Annotated in this window: 4 protein-coding genes; 1 reads left to right on the top strand and 3 read right to left on the bottom strand. The window is 67.9% G+C overall.

From position 1 onward, the window contains the following. The coding region (locus tag EN745_RS33115; RefSeq protein ID WP_145992281.1) for an FAD-binding oxidoreductase at window positions 1-427 on the top strand (427 nt) is incomplete at its 5' end. Between the two features lie 24 nt (window positions 428-451). On the opposite strand, the gene EN745_RS33120 is transcribed toward EN745_RS33115, so the two are convergent. The 3 genes from EN745_RS33120 to EN745_RS33130 are packed head-to-tail and all read right to left on the bottom strand — an operon-like array spanning window position 452 to window position 2,738. Beyond that, window positions 452-958 carry an L-2-amino-thiazoline-4-carboxylic acid hydrolase gene (locus EN745_RS33120; RefSeq protein WP_126058188.1) on the bottom strand — a complete coding sequence of 169 codons (507 nt, stop codon included), beginning with the start codon at window positions 956-958 and terminating at the stop codon, window positions 452-454. Beyond that, window positions 955-1,734, bottom strand: coding sequence for an ATP-binding cassette domain-containing protein (locus EN745_RS33125; protein WP_126058189.1), 780 nt, complete (start codon window positions 1,732-1,734; stop codon window positions 955-957). Before EN745_RS33125 ends, EN745_RS33120 begins: the two co-directional genes overlap by 4 nt. Further along, window positions 1,731-2,738 carry an ABC transporter ATP-binding protein gene (locus tag EN745_RS33130; RefSeq protein ID WP_245455376.1) on the bottom strand — a complete coding sequence of 336 codons (1,008 nt, stop codon included), beginning with the start codon at window positions 2,736-2,738 and terminating at the stop codon, window positions 1,731-1,733. The genes EN745_RS33125 and EN745_RS33130 overlap by 4 nt, the downstream gene beginning before the upstream one ends. Between the last annotated feature and the right edge of the window lie 64 nt (window positions 2,739-2,802).

Below are 2,802 nucleotides of genomic sequence, written 5' to 3' on the forward strand. Positions count from 1 at the left end.
GGCTAACTACTACCGGATGTCGGCGGATGGGCGCCTGTTGTTCGGCGGCGGCGAACGCTACACGCCGTCGCCGCCGGCCGACATCGCCGGCTTCGTGCGGCCGCACATGGAACAGACCTTCCCGCAACTGAAGGGCTGCCGCATCGACCATGCCTGGGGCGGGCTGGTGTCGGTGACGACGTCACGCCTGCCGCATGTCGGGCACTATGGCGAGGTCTATTTCGCGCATGGCTATTCCGGCAAGGGCGTCATCCTGTCGACACTGTCCGGCAAGCTGCTGGCCGAGGCGATCACCGGCGATTCCGCGCGGCTCGACCTGTTCTCGACGCTTAGCCCGCTGCCGTTCCCGGGCGGCACGGCGTTGCGCGGTCCGCTCTATGTGCTCGGCATGCTGTGGTATGCGATGCGCGACCGCATCAAGCACTGAGCGCGCGGGAGGACGGTAAGCTGGCTAACCGGCATCCCTGTTGGTAAGCGCGATGTGGCAGCAGCCGGAACCGTGGCCCGGCGTCCAGGTGACGTTTTCGAAGCGCACGCCGGTCGCCTCGAACAGGCCGCGGTCGAAGGCGCCGGCGATGCGGCAGAGCGTGGCGAGCTTCTCCTCGCCGACGCCGGCCTCGACCCAGGCGTCCTTCAGCGGGCAGCGCCTTACCTTGAAGGCGATGTGGGTCGCGTCGCGCTCGACATCGGTCGGGTACATGCGGCCGCCATCGGGGCTGACGGCCAGAAACGCCTCGCCGATCGCCGGCGCGTCGTTGGGTCCGAAATCAGCGAAAGCCGCGGCCGCGACTTCCCTGCCGCGCTGCTCGATGGTGCGGATCATGACCGCCTCGGCCCTTTCGGCGCCGAGTTCCGCGGTCAGTTCATCGAGGAAGAGGCGGTAGAGATCGGCCCGGTTGCGGAAAGCGGAATCGAGCTCGCGCGACAGTTTTTCGGCTCTGGTTTCTGGGTCGGTCATGGTGTTGCGGTCCTGTTCAGTTTCGGCGTTGCCGCCACAAGCGCCTTGCCGATCGCCGATTGCGGGTTGCCGATGACGGCCCGCGCCTCGCCGCTCTCGGCGACCCGTCCGGCATCGAGGATGACGAGGCGGTGGGCGACGGCGCGGACGACGCCGAGATCGTGCGAAATGAAAAGGTAGGCGATCCGTTCCTCGCGCTGCAGGTCAAGCAGCAAGTCCAGGATCTGACCGCGCACCGATACGTCGAGCGCCGACACGGCCTCATCGAGCACAATCAGCGACGGTCTGGTGGCGATGGCGCGGGCAATGGCGACGCGCTGGCGCTGGCCGCCGGAGATCTCGTGGATGGCGCGCGGCGCGAGATCGGCGCCAAGGCCAACCCGTTCCAGCAGGGCGGCGATGCGGCGCGGGCGCTCAGTGCGCGAGGCGATGCCGTGGATACGCAAGGGGTCGTCCAGCACGCGCGCCACCGTGGCGCGCGGATTGAAGGCGGCGAGCGGATCCTGGAACACCATCTGCAGCCGCGCTCGCCTGGCGCGCAGGGCCGCTCCGCCCAGCGAGAGGAAGTCTGCGCCCTCGAACCGGATGGTGCCGGCGTCCGGCTCGATCAGCCTGAGCACCAGCCGGGCGATGGTCGACTTGCCGCTGCCGGACGGGCCGGCAAGCGCCAGCGTCTCGCCGGGCCCGATCGCCAAGGAGACGCCATCGACGGCGGAGACGGTTCTGCCGCCGCGGCGATAGTGCTTGGTGAGACCGGAGACGGTGAGCAGGCTCATGCCGGCGCTCCGGTCTGCCGCAACTGTCCGGCATCGAGGCCGAGATGAGCGTCGAGCAGCGCGCGCGTATAGGCGTGGCGCGGGGCGTTGACGATCTCCGCCGTCGTGCCGAGCTCGAGCAGTTCGCCATGGCGGAACACAGCGATGCGCTCGGCAAGCTCGGCGGCGAGCGCGATGTCGTGGTTGATGAACAGCAGCGTCATGCCGTCCTCGGCCACCAGCCGCCGGATGAGCGACACGATCTCGGCCTGCACGATGGTGTCGAGCGCGCTGGTCGCCTCGTCGGCGATCAGCAGTTTCGGACCGGCGGCTATTGCCGCGGCGATCGCGACGCGCTGCTTCTGGCCGCCGGATAGCTGGTGCGGGTAAGCGCGCATGGACGTGTCCGGATCGGGTAAGCGGACGCGTTCGAGCAGGGTCTTGGCTTTGGCGAAAGCCTGCGCCCAGGTGAGTTTGAGATGGGTGCGTGCGACCTCGGCGATCTGGTTGCCGACCGGCATGACCGGGTCGAGGCTCGAGGAGGGGTCCTGGAAGACGAAGCCGATGTCACGGCCGAGGAGGACAGTTTTCTCACGAACGGGGAGAGGTTGGCGTTCTGTCGCGCCCCCCTCTGTCCTGCCGGACATCTCCCCCACTTGGGGGGAGATTGGCAGCGTCGCCGGCGACTCTCCTTCTCCAGCCTCGGAGATTGGCGAAAGCGGATATGAGGGTCTGATCTCCCCCCTTGTGGGGGAGATGTCCGGCAGGACAGAGGGGGGCGCGAAGGAATGAGACGATGGAGATTCCGGAATTTGCCACTCGATCTCACCGTCAATCCTGGCAGACCTTGGCAGCAACCCAGCGATCGCCAGCGCCAGCGTGCTCTTGCCCGAACCGCTTTCGCCGATGATCGCTAGGCGCTCACCGGCCTCGATCTCCAGGCTGACACCCTTCAGCGCCGGCACCTCGCGGCCGTTGCCGCGGTAGGCGACCGTGAGGTCGCGCATGGAAAGCAGCGCCGTCACGACAGACTTCTCCGCACCGCTGTCGTCTCGACGATGCCTTCGCCGGCGAGGTAGACGCCGAGCA

The organism is Mesorhizobium sp. M4A.F.Ca.ET.022.05.2.1, from assembly GCF_003998845.1.
Taxonomy (GTDB): domain Bacteria; phylum Pseudomonadota; class Alphaproteobacteria; order Rhizobiales; family Rhizobiaceae; genus Mesorhizobium.

Bases quoted from the DNA above. Each gene is read 5' to 3' on its own strand.
- EN745_RS33125 (WP_126058189.1), bottom strand. From the start codon at position 1,734: ATGAGCCTGCTCACCGTCTCCGGTCTCACCAAGCACTATCGCCGCGGC.
- EN745_RS33120 (WP_126058188.1), bottom strand. From the start codon at position 958: ATGACCGACCCAGAAACCAGAGCCGAAAAACTGTCGCGCGAGCTCGAT.